Annotated in this window: 16 protein-coding genes, 1 tRNA gene and 1 pseudogene; 3 read left to right on the plus strand and 15 right to left on the minus strand. The window is 46.8% G+C overall.

What is annotated here, in order from left to right; translation table 11 throughout:
- Nucleotides 1-120: 120 nt before the first annotated feature.
- Nucleotides 121-489 (plus strand): DUF3127 domain-containing protein, encoded by a 369-nt coding sequence (locus tag DW896_RS09990; RefSeq protein ID WP_005831391.1) that lies wholly within the window; start codon nt 121-123, stop codon nt 487-489.
- A gap of 167 nt (nt 490-656) precedes the next feature.
- Here DW896_RS09990 and DW896_RS09995 read toward each other — a convergent pair whose 3' ends face one another.
- The 5 genes from DW896_RS09995 to DW896_RS10015 all read right to left on the minus strand — a co-directional run bounded on the left by DW896_RS09995 (nt 657) and on the right by DW896_RS10015 (nt 6,031).
- Nucleotides 657-2,291, minus strand: coding sequence for a DUF3352 domain-containing protein (locus tag DW896_RS09995; protein WP_005831393.1), 1,635 nt, complete (start codon nt 2,289-2,291; stop codon nt 657-659).
- A gap of 72 nt (nt 2,292-2,363) precedes the next feature.
- Complete coding sequence (locus DW896_RS10000) at nt 2,364-3,131, minus strand: MBL fold metallo-hydrolase (protein ID WP_005832365.1); 768 nt, start codon at nt 3,129-3,131, stop codon at nt 2,364-2,366.
- A gap of 70 nt (nt 3,132-3,201) precedes the next feature.
- The gene (murB, locus tag DW896_RS10005) at nt 3,202-4,188 is read right to left on the minus strand and encodes a UDP-N-acetylmuramate dehydrogenase (protein ID WP_117703168.1); all 987 of its coding nucleotides are present in this window, start codon (nt 4,186-4,188) and stop codon (nt 3,202-3,204) included.
- 17 nt (nt 4,189-4,205) lie between these two features.
- Nucleotides 4,206-5,054: a DUF4348 domain-containing protein gene (locus DW896_RS10010; RefSeq protein WP_005831399.1), complete on the minus strand. Its 849-nt coding sequence runs from the start codon at nt 5,052-5,054 to the stop codon at nt 4,206-4,208.
- A gap of 20 nt (nt 5,055-5,074) precedes the next feature.
- Complete coding sequence (locus DW896_RS10015) at nt 5,075-6,031, minus strand: NAD-dependent epimerase/dehydratase family protein (RefSeq protein WP_005831407.1); 957 nt, start codon at nt 6,029-6,031, stop codon at nt 5,075-5,077.
- 153 nt (nt 6,032-6,184) lie between these two features.
- Here DW896_RS10015 and kbl point away from each other — a divergent pair, with 153 nt between their 5' ends.
- Complete coding sequence (gene kbl / locus DW896_RS10020) at nt 6,185-7,372, plus strand: glycine C-acetyltransferase (RefSeq protein ID WP_119993188.1); 1,188 nt, start codon at nt 6,185-6,187, stop codon at nt 7,370-7,372.
- A 141-nt stretch (nt 7,373-7,513) separates the two neighbouring features.
- On the opposite strand, the gene DW896_RS10025 is transcribed toward kbl, so the two are convergent.
- The 9 genes from DW896_RS10025 to purU form a co-directional block, all read right to left on the minus strand.
- On the minus strand, nt 7,514-7,996 hold the full coding sequence (locus tag DW896_RS10025; protein WP_005831414.1) for a ferritin: 483 nt from the start codon (nt 7,994-7,996) through the stop codon (nt 7,514-7,516).
- A 142-nt stretch (nt 7,997-8,138) separates the two neighbouring features.
- Complete coding sequence (gene lysA / locus DW896_RS10030; protein ID WP_005831416.1) at nt 8,139-9,299, minus strand: diaminopimelate decarboxylase; 1,161 nt, start codon at nt 9,297-9,299, stop codon at nt 8,139-8,141.
- A gap of 153 nt (nt 9,300-9,452) precedes the next feature.
- A complete protein-coding gene (locus DW896_RS10035) occupies nt 9,453-10,772 on the minus strand; it encodes an aspartate kinase (protein WP_005831418.1) in 1,320 nt (439 codons plus the stop codon).
- 123 nt (nt 10,773-10,895) lie between these two features.
- Nucleotides 10,896-11,603 (minus strand): cell division ATP-binding protein FtsE, encoded by a 708-nt coding sequence (locus tag DW896_RS10040; RefSeq protein WP_005831420.1) that lies wholly within the window; start codon nt 11,601-11,603, stop codon nt 10,896-10,898.
- A 23-nt stretch (nt 11,604-11,626) separates the two neighbouring features.
- Complete coding sequence (gene hisIE, locus DW896_RS10045) at nt 11,627-12,232, minus strand: bifunctional phosphoribosyl-AMP cyclohydrolase/phosphoribosyl-ATP diphosphatase HisIE (protein WP_009038209.1); 606 nt, start codon at nt 12,230-12,232, stop codon at nt 11,627-11,629.
- A 121-nt stretch (nt 12,233-12,353) separates the two neighbouring features.
- Nucleotides 12,354-13,109 carry an imidazole glycerol phosphate synthase subunit HisF gene (gene hisF / locus DW896_RS10050; protein ID WP_005831425.1) on the minus strand — a complete coding sequence of 252 codons (756 nt, stop codon included), beginning with the start codon at nt 13,107-13,109 and terminating at the stop codon, nt 12,354-12,356.
- Between the two features lie 49 nt (nt 13,110-13,158).
- Nucleotides 13,159-13,881, minus strand: a complete 723-nt coding sequence (hisA, locus tag DW896_RS10055) for a 1-(5-phosphoribosyl)-5-[(5-phosphoribosylamino)methylideneamino]imidazole-4-carboxamide isomerase (RefSeq protein ID WP_005831427.1) — start codon at nt 13,879-13,881, stop codon at nt 13,159-13,161.
- A 20-nt stretch (nt 13,882-13,901) separates the two neighbouring features.
- Entirely contained in the window at nt 13,902-14,492 is a 591-nt protein-coding gene (hisH, locus tag DW896_RS10060) for an imidazole glycerol phosphate synthase subunit HisH (RefSeq protein WP_119993190.1), read from the minus strand.
- Nucleotides 14,493-14,582: 90 nt separating this feature from the next.
- A complete protein-coding gene (gene purU / locus DW896_RS10065) occupies nt 14,583-15,440 on the minus strand; it encodes a formyltetrahydrofolate deformylase (RefSeq protein ID WP_005831431.1) in 858 nt (285 codons plus the stop codon).
- A 359-nt stretch (nt 15,441-15,799) separates the two neighbouring features.
- On the opposite strand from purU, the gene DW896_RS10070 reads away from it, so the two are divergent.
- A tRNA-Asp gene (locus DW896_RS10070) sits at nt 15,800-15,873 on the plus strand.
- Nucleotides 15,874-16,539: 666 nt separating this feature from the next.
- Here DW896_RS10070 and DW896_RS10080 read toward each other — a convergent pair.
- A pseudogene (locus DW896_RS10080) lies at nt 16,540-16,962 on the minus strand (GNAT family N-acetyltransferase).
- Between the last annotated feature and the right edge of the window lie 54 nt (nt 16,963-17,016).

The following is a 17,016-nucleotide window of genomic DNA, read 5'->3' on the forward strand; positions in this document are numbered from 1 at the left end:
GACGGACAAAGTTAAAAAAAGAATTCCCTACGACAAAGAAATAGCAAGAAAAAACAGCCGAATATTCGTCTCATATTCCTAAAAAATTGTAACTTCGCCGCATCATTTAAAAAGAAAACAATGGAATTTACAGGAAAAATCATCGCTATACTCCAGCCCAGAGGCGGAGTTTCCAAGTCAGGTAACGAATGGAAATCACAAGAATATGTGATTGAAGACCATGGCCAATATCCGCGCAAAATGTGTTTTGACGTATTTGGAGCGGACAAAATCGAACAGTTCAATATTCAGATGGGCGAAGAGCTGACAGTATCTTTTGATGTAGACGCACGCCAATGGCAAGACCGTTGGTTCAACAGTATTCGCGCATGGAAGGTAGAACGCGTAAGCACTGCCGCACCCGCTCCGGGCGCTCCCGTTCCGCCGCCGGCTCCCACTGCCGCACCGGAATTCCTCGCAGGGGATGCAAAGGATGACCTGCCGTTCTAAGAATATGTTATAATTCACCACAGATTGCACAGATTAACACAGTTCATTCTAGAATTTTGATAATCAAGATTTTTTAGCTGTTTTAATCTGTGCAATCTGTGGTGAGTGTGTATTTTGACTTTCCTCGTGCTTATTTTCCCTCAGCACTCTACAGAATGACCGATTAATCACCCTTTATAAAGCAATACGATATTCGGATAAACCACCCCTTCTGTACAAGTGAATTGTACTGCAAGCATGAAATGACGGAAGAAGTTGGATTGACGGAAGAAGAAGTTCGGTATCAGACGCACATACGTTTCAGGCTGGCTCAGCATCATCTCCATATCCACCATCATCACAAAATTATATATGGGTGAAAGACTGCCTATACCCTCTTCGTACACCGGTGTTCCGTCTAACACATCTCCACTCTCCACCGCCTCAATATAGGCCGAAAGGCTCAGTGCATCGGGAGCCAGCAACAGACTACCCCGATAGAAACAGGCAAAGGTATAAAGGGCAGACTCCGTGATGCCCGTCAGCTGGGTGAGCAGCGTGTTACGGGGCAACACATATTTAGGGAACTTCCTTGCTTTGGGATACAACGAATTATTTGAAACCACCTTCGGCATAAGCGGAGCGTCCTCTTCCTTGGGGGTACTGTAAAGCAGAGACTGCAAGCGGCGTTCCGCTGCCAGTTCATCCTTGAGAGGGATACACATCACGGCGCAAGGCAGCTTGTCCAACGTGTCTTTAGACTGGAACAAGCAAGACATCACGCTCTCGCCCGCATGCTCATTCAAGTAAGCAATCCACTCCTCGTCGCGCTGCTTGATATAGTCTGAATAGGTGGCCTTGGCATACTCCTGACTGGCAGTAAAGCCAAACCAGGAATTTCTGTCAGACATTGCCCAGCGATCGTAAAAGAAAGTGGAAGACGGAAGCAGAGCCCCGGAAAATCCGTCCTCTACCGGCTGCTGCACCCGCAAGGCATTGATAAACGTCTGTGTGGAATCCGACCCATGGCTGATGCCGGAGCAATAAATGGCATCTTCATTGAACTTCATGTCAAACTCCGCCCAACTGCCCAGCTGCGTCTGCGAACGGATACCGTCCGTAGGCTTCCCCATATCCACTCCTTTCATACGCACATAGACCGTGGCAGCCACGTTACTCTGCTTGCCCGCGTACATAGTGCGGAAAGAAGGGAGGTTCATCAGGGACTTTTTGCTGCGCCGCGCATCAATCACATGTTCTATCAAACGCTTCTGGAAACTTACAACCAGAAAATCGGGAGTGAAGTAGGCAGCCAGGAAACGACCGTCTGCCATGGGATAGATACGTATCTCCTCTCCCTTGTAATCGAAATACTTGGAAGGAAACGAACTGGAGCAGTACTTCTCCACAAAAGATTCCACCAACTCATAATCACCCGAACCCAAACTGCAATACAATACTTGGTTCATCGGTGTATCCGGCTCGTGAAAGCTAATCAGCATCTTGTTCATCTGTTTACTCAGTCCATGCGGAGTATCCTCCACCAAAGTATACAAATACTTCTTCAAGTAAACAAAAAGCTCCGATACGTATAGAAAATGATTGTCTTTGCTGCAATTCAGTTCATTGATATCCTCCACGAGGTCTGCCATACGGTCGGTTTCGAGTATGGCTGTGGCATCTTGCGGCACCAAAGTATAAAGATTGAAATCCTGCCGGTTCTCCACCGAATTCAACCGCAGGAAAGAATACACACCAAAACCGGTACATAGCAGCACTATGGACACAACGACAGCTATCTGTATGAGGAGTCGGAGTTTCATGGCATTTATTCATCAACTTTTGGCAAAAATAGCATTTTCTACTAATAAAACAAAACAAATGTTTCAAAAAGTTTAGAAATCTATTTCAAGTCCATCGTAGGCAAAGTGTACATGGGGTGGCAGCTGCTTTTCGATATCGGCATGAAGCCCTGCATGATGGCTCATATGGATGAAATAGGTCTCTTTGGCACCAATACGTCCGGCAGCCTCCAACGCCTCCGAAATACTCTGGTGCGTAGGATGCGGCTTTGGCCGTAAAGCATTCATTACCAAAACGTCCAAGCCCTTCAATTGTTCATAAGATTCCTCAGGCATCATGTGCATATCCGTGATATATCCCAGCCGGCCGCCAATGCGGTAGCCCAGGATGGGAAGCCTGCCGTGCATCACCCGTAAAGGCAGCACTTCCGTCCGGTTGATGTGGAACACCTGCCCCGCCTCCACTTCCTGCAGATAGATACGCGGAACTCCCGGATATACCTTATCGACAAAGCAGTAAGGCATCCTTGCCCGCAGATGGGCAGCAGTGTAGGCATCGGAATAGATAGGAATATCGGCAAAACGACCGAACGGGCGCAAATCATCCAGACCACCCACATGGTCATAGTGTTCGTGTGTCACCAGTACGCCGTCTATCTTCTCAAAAGAAGAAGCACGCAGCATCTGTTCCCTGAAGTCAGGACCACAATCTATCAATATCACCGCATCATCCGTATGCAGCAGGGATGACGCACGCAAGCGGTTGTCCCGCGGGTCAGTGGAAGTGCAGACCGGACAAGTACAGCCTATCTCAGGCACACCGGTCGAAGTTCCACTTCCTAATATTCTGAGTTTTCCCATTGACTAAATCAAATAAATTTCTAAAATCAGGTTATATACAACAATGTTTGGGTGTGTCAAAACTCTCTTACTATTTTATCAAACAAACTTCCGGGTGAATATCAATGCCGAATTTCTCGCGGACAGAAGCCCGCACGGCATCCGAAAGAGCGACAATATCCGCTCCCGTGGCACCACCCGAGTTCACCAGCACCAACGCCTGCCGGCCGTGCACCGCAGCAGGCCCCAGCGCCTTGCCTTTCCAGCCACACCGGTCTATCATCCAGGCAGCCGGTATCTTTACCCGACCGGCATCCACATCATAGTGGGGCATGTCCGGATATTCCCGTTGCAAAGACTCGAACTGCCGACGCGGCACGATGGGGTTCATAAAAAAACTACCCGCATTGCCCAGCACCTTCGGGTCGGGCAACTTGCTTTGACGGATGTCTATAATCACGCGGCGCAAAATTTCCAGATTCAGCACCGGATATTTCTCCAGCTCCTGCCGGATAGTACCGTAATCCAATGTATAATGTTCCCGTTTACCCAGGCAGAAGTTCACGTAAGTCACAAACACGGTCTTCATCTCCGGTTGCTTAAACAAGCTCTTTCTGTAGGAGTAGCCGCATTCGTCCACCCCGTAGATACGCTTCTCCCTTGCCATGTTTATGGTTTCCACGGATGTTATCAGGTCCTTTACTTCCACACCATAGGCACCGATATTCTGTACTGCGCTCGCCCCCACCTCACCCGGTATCAGCGAAAGGTTCTCGGCACCATACCAATGCCGCTCCACACAGTAGGCCACAAAATCGTCCCATACCACACCGGCGCCCACACGCACCGACACGTGCTCCTCATCCTCTGACGTCACCTCCAGGCCACCGATACGTGAATGCAGTACCGTGCCTTCATAATCCTTAATAAAGAGCAGGTTGCTCCCTCCACCGATATGCAGCCAGGGCGCAACGACCTGTCCTGCTGCAATCAGCCCCCGCAGTTCATCCTCCGAACCGTATTCCAGAAATCTTGCAGCAGTAACGTCAATTCCAAATGTATTGGGTATCTTCCTCAAACCTTTCCTCCTTTATTTTAAATGCTCGTGTCTTCATATTTGTACAGCTCCCATCCCTTACTGCGTTTGCGGAAATAGAAGATATTGGAGTATCCGTTGCCTATGCCATTTACCTTCAGTATTTTGGTATCCGACAAGTCCTCATTCTTCTGTCCGTAATTGATATTAGACAATCTGTCAGTAGGCATTACCGGACGAAAGGCATACCACTGGTCCACATCCAAAGTAGTTTCCAGAATAGAAAACTCGTCATCAGGGTCTATGGTGATGAATTGTAGCGGATGCCTGATATGCTTGCTCTGATAGACACTGTCCGTCACAAAACGGGTATAGAATTCCACGAAGTCCTCATTTTCACCTTTCTCCATCTCGCGCAGGTTAATGGCCTCAAGCATCCACATTCCCCGCTTCCGCTCAAAATAATAACGCTTCACCATACGCGTTTTCAAGAAAATCCACTCCACTTGCACCGATGTCAGCGTAGTATCGCCCACCATGTCCATATCCTCTTCCTTATCAAAAAGCAAGGTGTAATAGTTCTGCTTGGTAAACAGATAATCATGCTTCCAAAACTCTTCCTCTATCTTTGACGGCGTGTCACGATTGTAATAGGGCAAAGGAAATACCGTCCTCTGCCTTTGCAGGGCATCATCCGAAGCATAATTGAAGATAAAATCATCAAACAGCTCGTCTGCCTCCATCGGCTTCGGTTCTTCCTTCACTTCTGCTTCCAGCAGCGTATCGGCCTTGTGACCGGCCGAATCCACCATTTCCGTAATGGTAGCAAAGGGATCCATTTTCGCCTTTTTGTTTCCGCACGAAATCAAAAAGGTGAACAACAAAAATCCCAATAAAAGTTTTTTCATTCTTTACGGACCGCTTACGGTCACTTGTTTAATTTAGCTCTTAATTTCTCAAGCATGTCTACGGTCATGGACTCCAGGTCGTACTGCGGCATCCAGTCCCATTCCTCGCGTGCACAAGAGTCATCCAGAGAGTCGGGCCAGCTGTCGGCAATGGCCTGCTTCAGCGGATCAATCTCGTATGCCATCTCAAAATCAGGCATATGCTTCTTAATTTCCTGATAAATCTGTTCCGGGTCAAAACTCATGGAGGCGATGTTGAAAGCGTTGCGGTGCTTCAGCCTTGCCGGTGCCGCTTCCATCAGCGAGATGGCCGCGTTCAGTGCGTCGGGCATATACATCATATCCATATACGTGCCGGCCTTCACCGGACATACGAATTTTTCTCCCTTCACGGCAGAGTAGAAAATATCCACCGCATAGTCCGTAGTGCCGCCACCCGGAGGGGTCACGTTCGAAATGATTCCCGGAAAACGTACCGAGCGTGTATCCACACCATATTTTGTATAGTAATAGTCACTCAACAATTCAGTCGTCACTTTTGTCACCCCATACATGGTACGCGGACGCTGGATAGTGTCCTGCGGTGTCTTCACATGAGGCGTAGCTTCGCCGAACGAACCGATGGAACTCGGAGTAAACACGGCACAATTGTACTCACGTGCCACTTCCAGTACATTCCACAACCCGTCGATACCGATTTTCCAAGCCATGGCCGGACGGCTTTCGGCAACTACCGAGAGCAAGGCAGCCAGGTTGTAGATAGTATCAATCTTGAACTGACGTGCCACCACCTCGATGGACTGACGGTCTGTCACGTCGGCAATGGCCGAAGGGCCGGATGCTTTCAATTCTCCCTTGGGCATAGCACTCGGAATGTATCCTGCCACAACATGGTCATCGCCATAACGTTTGCGCAACTCCAGCGTGAGTTCCGACCCAATCTGTCCGGTAGCTCCAATTACCAAAATATTCTTCATACGAGTTATTTATAAGGTTTCGTTATTATATATGGTGCAAATATACATACTTTTTTTTCATATTTCTGCCATATTGATATTGTTTATTCCAAGAAAAATGATGTTCTTTGTGGGAAATGTAATGACAACGTATTACCTAAAAAATAAAATGCTATGTACGGTAAAATGAAAGACCATCTCAGCAAGACACTTGCTGAAATAAAAGAAGCCGGACTCTACAAGGAAGAGCGACTGATTGAGAGTGCACAACAAGCTGCCATCAGCGTAAAAGGCAAAGAGGTGCTGAACTTCTGTGCCAACAATTACCTGGGACTGTCCAACCACCCGCGGCTGATTGCCGCCGCCCAGCAGATTATGGAACGCCGCGGATACGGCATGTCGTCCGTACGCTTCATCTGCGGAACGCAGGACATCCACAAGGAACTGGAAGCAGCCATCTCCGACTACTTCAAGACTGAAGACACCATTCTCTACGCCGCTTGTTTCGACGCCAATGGCGGTGTGTTCGAGCCCCTCTTCACCGAGGAAGACGCCATCATCTCGGACTCCCTGAACCATGCTTCCATCATTGACGGCGTACGCCTCTGCAAAGCCAAACGCTATCGCTACGCCAATGCCGACATGACCGACCTGGAAAGATGCCTGCAGGAAGCCCAGGCACAGCGTTTCCGTATCGTGGTTACAGACGGGGTATTTTCCATGGACGGCAACGTTGCCCCGATGGACCGGATTTGCGACCTTGCCGAGAAATACGACGCGCTGGTCATGGTGGACGAATCACACTCCGCCGGCGTGGTAGGCCCTACGGGACACGGCGTAAGCGAACAATACGGCACCTACGGACGCGTGGACATCTATACCGGAACCTTGGGCAAAGCCTTTGGCGGCGCTTTGGGAGGATTCACTACCGGACGCAAGGAAATCATCGACCTGCTGCGCCAACGCAGCCGTCCGTACCTCTTCTCCAACTCATTGGCTCCGGGCATCATCGGCGCCAGCCTCGAGGTATTCAAGATGCTCAAAGAGAGCAATGCCCTGCATGACAAACTGCTGGAAAACGTGAACTACTTCCGCGACAAGATGACCGCCGCCGGTTTCGACATCAAGCCGACACAAAGCGCCATCTGCGCCGTCATGCTGTATGATGCCAAACTCTCCCAGATTTATGCCACCCGCATGCAGGAAGAAGGCATCTACGTCACCGGCTTCTACTACCCCGTAGTGCCCAAAGACCAGGCACGCATCCGCGTACAAATCTCTGCCGGACACGAAAAGGAGCATCTGGACAAATGTATCGCTGCATTTATTAAGGTGGGGAAAGAGCTGGGAGTGCTGAAATGAGTGATGAGTTATAAGTTATTTGCTTGTGCTTTCCCTTGCGGATATAAGCCCTTCATCAACAAATAACTCACAACTTATAACTCATAACTAAAAAAAATCCCGCGACTAAAATTAGCCGCGGGATTTTTTTTAGTTTCTCTCTTATCTACGTTCTCCCAGTTTTGAGTCAACGAAGAAGATTCCGGCATCACCGGCTTTCTTTATCATATCTACAATGCCGTCGGCAGTAGCTTCTTCTTCTACCTGCTCGCGCACGAATCCCCAAAGGAAGTCTTGTGTAGCCTTATCTTTTTCGGCAGAGGCAACATCTACCAATTCATCAATCATTTTGGAAACACGGCGTTCGTGCTGGGCTACCTGCTCGAACACTTCCAGTGGAGTACCGAAGTCATTGGGAACAACATCAATCTTGTCCAGTTTGGCCTTACCGCCACGCTTGATGATATAAGAAGCCATTTCACAAGCATGAGCTTTTTCTTCAGAAGCCTGCTTCTTCAACCAGGAAGCCATGCCGTTATAACCTTCTTTCTCCATATAGAAAGACATTGCCAGATAAAGGTTGGAAGACCACATCTCAGCCGTAATCTGCTCATTAATTGCATTCTGTAATTTTTCTGTAATCATAATCGTATTTATTTAAATTGAAATCATTACAAAAGTAACAAGAAACCTTAAAAGTTGTTCACGCAATAACATTTTTTATATAAAAACAGAAGCCTTGGTATAATAAATGCTTCGCCATTCATGCAACGCATCTCCAGCCTCTCTATACCAGCTCGTCCGACGTATATCCTTGAGGCAGCTCACGGCAGTTATAGCCCGAAGCCATAATTTCGCCATAAGCCCCTGCCGAACGGAGGGCGATAAGGTCGCCACGCTTCACCCCATTCAAATCAATAGCCTTACCGAATACATCAGAAGACTCACAGATGGGCCCTACGACATCATAAGCCTGAACCGGCGCATCCGAAGTGATATTCTCTATCTTATGGAACGCTTGGTAGAGTGCCGGACGAATCAAATCCGTCATGCCGGCATCCAGAATGGCAAACTGCTTGTTGGTGCCCTGCTTCACATAAAGCACCTGCGAAATCAATGAACCGCATTGTCCCACTACCGCACGTCCCAGCTCGAAGTGGAGCGTCTGGTGGGGACGGAGTTTCAGATGGCTGTTGTAAGTCTCGAAGTAGCTTTTGAAGTCGGGTATCGGCTGACGGTTGGGGTGACCGTAGTCAATGCCGAGTCCGCCCCCCACATTGACGTGCTCGATGCGGATATGGCGAGCTTCCAGCTTATCCTGCAATTCGTTGACGCGGTTACACAAAGCCACGAAATCGCCCATATCCAATATTTGGGAACCGATGTGGAAATGCAGTCCGATGAATCTCAGGTTCTTCATATTCTGCGCAATGTCTATCACATGGTCCATATCCTGCATGCTGATACCAAACTTGTTTTCGGCCAGCCCAGTGGTAATATTGGCATGGGTATGGGCACCTACATTGGGATTGATACGGAAAGCCACATTGGCCACCTTACCTTTAGCGGCAGCCAGCTCGTTGATAATCTCCAGCTCGGGGACAGACTCCACATTAAAGCAGAAAATGTCATAATCCAGCCCCAGATTGATTTCCCAATCAGCCTTGCCCACCCCTGCAAAAACAATCTTGCCAGTGGGAAAACCTGCCTTGATGGCTGCACGGATTTCACCGCCACTTACACAGTCGGCACCCAAGCCGTTCTCGCGGATAATGGCAAGCACCTTGGGATTGGCATTGGCCTTCACAGCATAATGCACCGAATAGTTGCCATATCGGGCAGCTTCCGTACGGATGCACGAAAGTGTGTCGCGCAAGACCTTTGTGTCGTAGTAATAGAAGGGAGTACGCAATTCGCGGAATTTATGGATAGGGAATGTTCCTTTCATATAATAATCGTAATCTTTGTTTAGTTTAAAAAAAGGAAGATGAAAGAGGTGTCTACAAATAATTTTTCAGACGCAGATGACGCAGATTACACAAATAGGAAGCAAAAAGAATCTGCGTCATCTGTGTAATCTGCGTCTGAAAAATATCAAGAGTTATTCCTCATTGAACAGCGCATCACTGAGTGACTGCAACGCTGCCTTCTTGTCGCACTCGCGGATGAGGAAAGAAATATTATAGTTGCTACCACCGAAAGAAATCATACGTACCGGTATGTCGCGCATGGCATCCAATGCCTTGGCTTCGAAACCGACGTTTTCCCATTCGAGGTCGCCCACCACGCAGATGATGCACATGTCCTTGTCCACCGTCACTGTGCCATACTTCTTCAAGTCATCCAGAATTTCATTGAGATGCTTCACATTATCGATAGATACGGACACACCCACTTCTGAAGTACAAATCATATCGATGGAAGTCTGGTAGCTCTCGAATATCTCGAAAACCTTACGCAAGAATCCGTGAGCAAGCAACATGCGGCTGGATTTTATCTTGATGGCCGTAATGTTGTCCTTGGCAGCCACCGCCTTAATCTTACCCTTCTCCGTATCATTGGAAATCAGCGTACCCGGAGCAGTGGGGTCCATCGTATTGAGCAGACGGACGGGGATATTGGCATACTTGGCAGGCTGGATGCAGGTAGGGTGCAGAATCTTGGCACCGAAGTATGCCAGCTCGGCGGCCTCTTCGAAATGCAGATGACGCACCGGCGCAGTCTTGTCCACAATACGGGGGTCGTTGTTGTGCATGCCGTCGATATCCGTCCAAATCTGGATTTCGGAAGCGTTGATGGCAGCACCAATCAGCGAAGCCGTATAGTCGCTTCCGCCACGCTGCAGATTGTCTATCTCGCCGTAGGCGTTGCGGCAGATGTACCCCTGAGTGATATAAATCTCAGCATCCGGATGCAGTTCCAGCTGAACCTGGAGCTTGTCCTTGATATAGACCGGATCGGGCTCGGCATTCTTGTCCGTACGCATGTATTCTAAAGCCGGAAGCAACACAGACTTCACGCCGCATTCCTGCAGATAGTAGTTCATCATGGCGGTGGAAATCAACTCGCCCTGAGCCAACACCACTTTCTCCTCAAACAGAGTGAAGAGGTCTTTGGTATAAGAACGGATATAGTCAAAATGTGATTTGATGAGTTCCAGGCCTTTCTGTTTATACTCCGGAGTAGCAAAGAGTTCATCAATGTGCTGGCGATATTTACTTTCCAGCTTGTTGATAATCTCGTTGGCACCTTCCGGATTCTTCTTGTACAGATAGTCCGAAATCTCAACCAATGTGTTTGTGGTACCCGACATGGCAGAGAGAACCACAATCTTACGTTCACCATCGGTAATCAATTTGGCCACTTCCTTCATTCGCTGAGCCGAACCTACTGAAGTACCTCCAAACTTTAAAACTTTCATTTTCGTTCCTGTATTAATTAGTTTATAGTTACAAGCTACGAGCTACAAGTAGGCAGCTGCGGAGCTTTATCGTTAATTTCTGTTCTTTATAAGAATCAGTAGTTAGAGATAACTACTTAACTACTAATCATTGGTTATTGCAGGGGCGTATTCTGCTGTAACATCAGTCATCAGATGGTCTGCGCACCGGTACACCTTGCCGGGAAACTCTCGCAGCAGCTGCAGGTTGTGCGTGGTCATCACCACCAGTGCGCCGGCTTCACTGATGCCGTGCAGAAGTTCTGCAATGGCATGTCCGGTTTCCGAATCCAGGTTTCCGGTAGGCTCATCCGCAAGGATTATCTCCGGAGAGTTGAGCACTGCACGCGCAATCACAATGCGCTGTTGCTCACCACCCGACAGTTCATTCGGCAGCTTATATCCTTTGTTGCTCATCCCCACCAGGTTCAACACCTCTTCTATTTTGTCCTTAATCTCCCCTTTGCTCTTCCAACCGGTAGCACGGAGAACAAATTCAAGGTTATCGTACACCGTACGGTCTGTCAGCAACTGGAAGTCCTGGAATACGATTCCCAGCTTGCGGCGCAACTGCGGGATGTGCTTACGCTTAATATGGAGCATGTCATACCCCAATACTTCAGCCTCGCCCGATGCAATATCCAGTTCGCCATAGAAAGTCTTGAGCAGGCTCGTCTTGCCGGAGCCCACTTTACCTACCAGGTACACGAACTCCCCTTTGTGAAGTTCCAAATTCACATCGTTCAGTACGCACAACTCCTGCTGGTGTATCTCTACGTCCGTATATCTTATCAGCGCCTCGCCCACCCCCATTTTAATTATTAATTTTTAATTACTTAATGTTTCTTCCACGTCGCACTGTGACGTTCCTCCAATTCACGCGCAAGGTCTTCAATGCGGTATCCTTTGGATGTGAGCAGCACGATGAGGTGATACAACAAATCAGCTCCTTCATAAATCAGGCGTTCGTCCGTACCGTTGCAAGCCTCAATGACGGTTTCCACAGCCTCTTCGCCTACCTTCTGTGCCATTTTGTTGATACCGGACTGGAAAAGACTGGTCGTATAGGAACCTTCGGGCATTTCATCATAACGCTTACAGATGAAATCCTGAAGAAGCTTTAGAAACATAACCGGCTGTTCGTTCTTCTCACCCCAGCAAGTATCTGTACCGGTATGGCAAACCGGGCCTACGGGATGTACCTGCACCAGTAACGTATCCCGGTCACAGTCTTCCTTCATGGAAACCACATTCAGGAAGTTGCCACTCTCCTCGCCTTTCGTCCAAAGACGGTTCTTGGTACGGCTGAAGAAAGTCACCTTTCCAGTTTCCACTGTCTTGTCATAAGCCTCCTTGTTCATGAAGCCAAGCATCAGCACCTTAGCGGTATCTGCATCTTGTATAATCGCCGGAACGAGTCCGTTCATCTTGTCAAAATCCATTCTATTTACGATTTAGCTATTTACTATTTACGATTGATATTACTTTAAGTGACTGGAGACTTATGATTTGCTTGAGTAATCCCAATCGTAAATCGTAAATCGTCCAATCGTAAACTCACCTTCATCTTCTCATCGCAATTCCTTGGGCACAAAGATACGATTTTAATTCGGGAATTTTGATTTCTCCGAAATGAAAAACACTGGCTGCCAGGGCAGCATCTGCTTTTCCCTGCAAAAAGACGTCACGAAAATGTTCTTTGGCACCTGCCCCTCCCGATGCAATGATGGGGATGGACAATCCGTCGGCAAGGCTGGAAAGCGCTTCATTGGCATAACCGGTCTTGACACCGTCGTGATTCATGCTGGTGAACAATATCTCGCCCGCACCACGTTCCTGGGCTTCTTTTGTCCACGCAAACAGTTCCTTATCCGTTTCCACACGACCACCGTTCAAGTAGCACCGCCATCCCTTCTCTGTCTGTTTGGCATCAACTGCCAGTACACAAACCTGAGAACCGAAGTTCTTCGCAATCTCGTCTATCAATCCGGGACGGCGGATAGCTGAGGAATTGATGGAGATTTTATCGGCACCTGCATTCAGTAGCCTATCCACGTCACCCAGTTCATGAATGCCTCCACCTACAGTAAAAGGAATGCTGATATTCGCAGCTATGCGTTTCACCAATTCAGTGAAAGTCTTACGGCCTTCAAAACTGGCTGTGATGTCGAGAAAAACCAGTTCGTCGGCACCCTGCTCACTATAAGCACGCGCCAGTTCTACCGGGTCGCCGGCCTGGCGGAGGTTCACGAAATTGGTACCTTTCACTGTCTGCCCATCTTTAATGTCGAGGCAAGAAATGATTCTTTTTGCTAACACGGCGGTTTGAGTTATGAGTTATAAGTGATTAATTTTCAATTTTCACCTTTCAACTAACAAAGTTTTCCAGTTCTTTGAAGGTGATGCGGCCTTCGTACAGAGCCTTACCGAAAATAACGGCAGGTATGCCGACAACTTCCAAATGGCGTATATCATCGGCACAGCTTACGCCTCCACTGGCTATCAGATAGAGTTCAGGATGGTGCTCCAGTATCTCCTTATACAACGCTATCGATGGTCCTTGCAGCATTCCGTCACAACTGATATCAGTACAGATAACCTTACGGACCCCCTTCTCTACATAGTCTTTCAAGAACGGAAACAGTTCGCAGCCACTCTCATCCTTCCAACCATTGACGGCTATTTTATGCTCTTTCACATCAGCGCCAAGAATAATTTTCTCGGAACCATACATTTGAAGCCATTTGCAGAACAATTCGGGATTCTTCACAGCAATGCTGCCACCGGTCACCATCTGCGCACCGTTCTCAAAAGCTATCACCAAATCTTCATCACTCTTCACCCCACCTCCAAAATCAATAATAAGAGACGTACGCACAGCTATCTGTTCCAACGTACGGTAGTTTACCACATGATGGGAAGCCGCACCGTCCAAATCGACCACATGAAGTCTGCGGATACCATGAGCCTCCAGCTCCAGGGCCACTTCCACGGGATTTTCGTTGTACACCTTCTTGCTGTCATAATCGCCTTGGGAAAGGCGTACACATTTTCCGTCAATAATGTCAATAGCGGGAATCAGTTCTATCATTTTATTTACAATTTGACGATTTACAGTTCCAGGAAATTCCGCAAAATACGCTCTCCCACACTTCCACTCTTTTCCGGATGGAACTGTGTGGCGTAGTAATTGCCTTTATGCAAAGCGGCACTGAACGGATGAATGTAATCCGTCACGGCTGCCGTACAACCATTGACTGGCACATAGAAACTATGTACGAAATAAACAAACTCTTCTTTAGTAAAGCCTTTAAAAAGTCCGCTATTCGTCCGGGCAATGGTATTCCATCCCATATGAGGTACTTTATCCTCGTGCCTCTGCGAAATGAAACGTTTCACATCAGTATCAAAAATACCCAGGCAATCCACATCCCCCTCTTCAGAGTGGCGGCACATCAACTGCATGCCCAGGCAAATGCCCAATACCGGCTGGCGTAACTCCTTTATCAGCCTATCCATACCACCGGCACGCAAAAAGTCCATAGTGGTTTCTGCCTCTCCCACACCGGGAAAGATAACCTTATCGGCAGCACGTAGCACAGCCTCATCCGCCGTAATCACTGCCTCTACTCCCAGACGCTTCAAAGCATAATCCACCGAACGGATATTGCCTGCATTATATTTGACAACTGCAACTTTCATTTTTTTTAATTGAGAATTGACCATTGAAAGGTAATAATTGAAAGGTAATGACAAGTTCCCCACCATCAACTATCAATTATCAACTATCAACTAATTAAATATTACCGTTTTGTTCTTATATGCCAACACCTTGCGTTCAATATGCTTCTGAACAGCACGAGAAAGCACAATCTTTTCCAAGTCCTTACCCTTGTTCACCAAATCCTGCACAGTGTCCTTGTGTGTAATACGCACCACATCCTGCTCTATGATGGGACCGGCATCCAACTCTGTGGTAACATAGTGGCTGGTAGCTCCAATAATCTTCACTCCACGTTCAAACGCAGCATGATAGGGCTTCGCTCCCACAAATGCCGGAAGGAAAGAGTGATGGATATTGATTATCCTATTGGGATAAGCGTTTATCATTTGCTCGGAAATGACCTGCATGTAGCGCGCCAGCACTATGAAAGTTATCTTATGCTTTGCCAGTAACTCCATTTCCTTCTTCTCTTGTTCCTCCTTTGTCTCTTTGGTAATGGGGAAAAGATGGAAAGGAATACCGAAACGCTCGGCCACGTGCTGCAAATCGGGATGATTGCTTATAATAAGAGGTATCTCCACATTCCACTCACCAGCGGTGTAACGCGCCAACAAGTCGAACAAGCAATGGGACATCTTTGAAACAAAGATAGCCATACGCGGTTTTGTATCGGAGAAATAGAGACGGAAATTCATCTCATATTTCTGTGCATACAAAGTGGCAAAATAATCCTCAATCTTTTCCTGAGGCACCAGAAAATCTTTCAATTCCCATTCAATACGCATAAAAAAGATATTCTCTACATGGTCTACATACTGATCCAGATAGATAATATTACCTTTATTCACCGTTATAAAGTCTGTTACTTCTGCCAATATGCCTGGTTTGTCAGGGCAGTGTAGCAACAGTTTGGCTGTTTTCATCATCCTAAAATGTTTTTTATCATTTTTCAAATTACAACATTCTCGTTTTGAGTTCGCAAAAATAACGATTTATTGCAAAACAACGAACTTTTCGAGCAAGAAGTTTAAAACAAGCTCCGAAATGTTTCGTTTTCTCCAGGAAAGGTTTTCATATCAAGAATAAAACAGTGCATAAACGTATTTCTAAACAGTTGTTAAATTTACTTTTTTCTTATTTTTCCAATCTTCTCAATATGAGGATATAAAGCAAATACAGCACAAAACGCTTGGAAAAAAGTTCGCCATAGCTATTGCAGATATCAAAGAAATGCCTACCTTTGCAACCGCAATCAAGAGAGATAGCAACGAAAGAATGAAATAATGGTGCGTTAGTTCAGTTGGTTAGAATACATGCCTGTCACGCATGGGGTCACGGGTTCGAGTCCCGTACGCACCGCGAAAGCAAATAGCAAATTAAAGCAAAGCTCTGAAATTCAAGGATTTCAGAGCTTTTTCTTTTTCTCGCTCCGGCAAAAATGGGGACCCGAAATATCCGGTGCATAAGCAATTTTCGAGTTTCAGCTTTCTCAGACTTACATCACAAGAATAAGAAACTGAGCAGCAATGAATGGGCAGACCGTCCTCCGGATAGGGACAAAACTGGAAGAAGGTATAGGCAGAATCCACGTATGTCCCATGCTTTTTATTATGAAGGTTCATGTAAACCCTCGTCCCACGCACGTGGGCTCGACAGTTCACGCAGGCAAACCGGCGAGCACACATGCGTGGGACGAAGTTTTGTAATAAGGTTTCGGGAATTATGCGCCAAGCTTCTCTGCATTACACACAGGACATGAAGGGAAAAAATGCCCATATACGGGGAGCAAAAGCCATACTTCCGGCACTATAGACAACGGAGTTCGCCCCTTAATCACCATATTTGCACGAAGAAAACGGAAAATAAGCCCGAAATAGACATTAACAAATGTTATTTATTATAAACGAAAAACAGAAAAAAACACGTGGTTAAATTCTTGCTGTCAGATAGTTAAAGCCGAATATGAGAAGAAAAAGTAGTGCTGGCAAAAATGATGATTTTTAAAATCGGGGTCTGACTTACGAACTACAACTGCATGTGTAAAATAGGATATTCTTTACCTTCTCCGTCCAAATCGGACCTTTTGTATACGCTAAAGCCTATATATTTATAAAAACCGACAGCTTGAATATTCTGCTCGTTCACATCGACTTTCGTTACCTGCAAATGATTTATGGCATAAGTAACCAGTTTTTCCCCAATTCCTGTGCCTCAATAATTATTGGTAATAAACAACATTTCAAGATTTCCTTCTGCAATTCTCATAAATCCGATTAAGATTCCCTCCTGTTCAAACCCGAATAGAATGACATACTGAAAATATACCGGAAGCTGTTCCTTATAGTATAGAAAATCTTCTTCTTTAAGAAAATCATGTGTACTCAATACTGCACTTTCCCAAATTTCTATCAAACGTGGATAATCCGTAACTTTAATTTTTCTAATCATAATTGTAATTGCTATTTAAAACCGCAAAGTTCGGAACTTATACATTCAATACAC

The organism is Bacteroides sp. AM41-16 (genome assembly GCF_003603495.1).
GTDB classification, from domain to species: Bacteria; Bacteroidota; Bacteroidia; order Bacteroidales; family Bacteroidaceae; genus Bacteroides; species Bacteroides uniformis.

Coding starts and splice junctions, on each gene's coding strand:
- DW896_RS09990 (WP_005831391.1), top strand. CDS start 121: ATGGAATTTACAGGAAAAATCATCGCTATACTCCAGCCCAGAGGCGGA.
- DW896_RS09995 (WP_005831393.1), bottom strand. CDS start 2,291: ATGAAACTCCGACTCCTCATACAGATAGCTGTCGTTGTGTCCATAGTG.
- DW896_RS10000 (WP_005832365.1), bottom strand. CDS start 3,131: ATGGGAAAACTCAGAATATTAGGAAGTGGAACTTCGACCGGTGTGCCT.
- DW896_RS10010 (WP_005831399.1), bottom strand. CDS start 5,054: ATGAAAAAACTTTTATTGGGATTTTTGTTGTTCACCTTTTTGATTTCG.
- DW896_RS10015 (WP_005831407.1), bottom strand. CDS start 6,031: ATGAAGAATATTTTGGTAATTGGAGCTACCGGACAGATTGGGTCGGAA.
- kbl (WP_119993188.1), top strand. CDS start 6,185: ATGTACGGTAAAATGAAAGACCATCTCAGCAAGACACTTGCTGAAATA.
- DW896_RS10025 (WP_005831414.1), bottom strand. CDS start 7,996: ATGATTACAGAAAAATTACAGAATGCAATTAATGAGCAGATTACGGCT.
- lysA (WP_005831416.1), bottom strand. CDS start 9,299: ATGAAAGGAACATTCCCTATCCATAAATTCCGCGAATTGCGTACTCCC.
- DW896_RS10035 (WP_005831418.1), bottom strand. CDS start 10,772: ATGAAAGTTTTAAAGTTTGGAGGTACTTCAGTAGGTTCGGCTCAGCGA.
- DW896_RS10040 (WP_005831420.1), bottom strand. CDS start 11,603: ATGGGGGTGGGCGAGGCGCTGATAAGATATACGGACGTAGAGATACAC.
- hisIE (WP_009038209.1), bottom strand. CDS start 12,232: ATGGATTTTGACAAGATGAACGGACTCGTTCCGGCGATTATACAAGAT.
- hisA (WP_005831427.1), bottom strand. CDS start 13,881: ATGATAGAACTGATTCCCGCTATTGACATTATTGACGGAAAATGTGTA.
- hisH (WP_119993190.1), bottom strand. CDS start 14,492: ATGAAAGTTGCAGTTGTCAAATATAATGCAGGCAATATCCGTTCGGTG.
- purU (WP_005831431.1), bottom strand. CDS start 15,440: ATGATGAAAACAGCCAAACTGTTGCTACACTGCCCTGACAAACCAGGC.